This window comes from Sphingobacterium shayense (assembly GCF_013179575.1).
Classification (GTDB): Bacteria; Bacteroidota; Bacteroidia; order Sphingobacteriales; family Sphingobacteriaceae; genus Sphingobacterium; species Sphingobacterium shayense.
This window is the reverse complement of the sequence record NZ_JABMCQ010000333.1, coordinates 1-1,169: the sequence shown is the minus strand read 5'-3', so window position 1 is coordinate 1,169 and position 1,169 is coordinate 1. Positions and strand designations below refer to the sequence as shown.

At 39.9% G+C, this 1,169-nt stretch carries 1 protein-coding gene and 1 pseudogene; both read right to left on the bottom strand.

The genetic code is table 11. The features are described 5' to 3' along the window. Nucleotides 1-775, bottom strand: a 775-nt coding sequence (locus HP439_RS19185) for a RagB/SusD family nutrient uptake outer membrane protein (protein WP_172391923.1), incomplete at its 3' end; no start/stop codon positions are given. 18 nt (nt 776-793) lie between these two features. After that, nucleotides 794-1,169 (bottom strand): annotated as a pseudogene (locus HP439_RS19180) (hypothetical protein); the annotation flags it as partial.

Here is a 1,169-nt window from a genome sequence, read left to right as displayed (position 1 = left end):
TAACGGATGCGAAATCCTCCATCAGCGTGTACCCCGTGATATCGTTTAATGCAGTTTTTGCATCTGTCAGATCCTCAATGTTGTTGTATACTTTTGCTGACCAAAGGTATACTTCGCCCTTTAACATGCGAGTCGCATTCAAATTCCAATAGGTTTTATTTGAGCTAACGATAGAACCAAAGTTTGAAAGCGAGAATGCAATATCTGATTTAATTGCTGCAAGTACTTCCGCCTCGCTCGCTCGCGCTAACCGTAATTCCACTGGATCGGGTTTATTTAGAATAACATCTGCCGATAAACGTAAGGGAACACTTCCATACGTGCGTAACAAATGAAAGTAAAAGAAGGCACGCAAACCATAGGCTTGGCCTAAGAATTCACCTTTTTTTTCCTCGCTTAAAAACGTAACTGCTTCAACTTTATTGATAAATAAATTGATTTGAAGTATAGTGTTCATAAAACCGGCCCAGCTGGCTATGCCTGGAGATACCTCTGTTAAATTATGTTCGATGATCCCTAAGTCATTCAATGATACGTCCATTCGCGCTTGGTTTTCGAATCCTCCTCCACGCATTTCCCCAAGTCGAATAAGGGTGAATTGAGCGTCCCGAAGACTATTGTGTATACCGGTCATAAATCCGCTTATTTGCGTTTCATTTCGCCAATAATTGCCATCAGCATAGAAGTCTTCAGGTGCAAAATCGAGATGCTTATTGCAAGCTGTTAAGCTGAATATTGACAAAGCAACAGCTACTATTTTTATATACTTTTTCATAATTATTTACTTAATAAATTAGAACGTAATCTTACCCCCAAATATTAACATCGTTGGTATCGTATAAGCACTGTTTTGGAAGCCAGTACGTTCTGGTAGAACGTTCATCTTGTTTGTAATATAGCCTAGGTTTTGTCCGGTTACCGATAATGTTAAGCCAGATATTTTGGCTCTGCTAATCCAATCCTGTGGAACAGAATAGCTTAAGGTAACCTCTCTAAATGCTAGGTAATTTGATTTTTTCCAAAAAAGATCGCTTGGTCTGTCAAAGTTCTTTGCATTTAATTGATCCGCCCATACATAGCGAGGAAACTTGGCTCCTGGATTTTCTGGCGTCCACGTGTCATTCACAAGTGTTGTAGCATTGAACTCGCCTTGAAAGAAACCAAGCGCC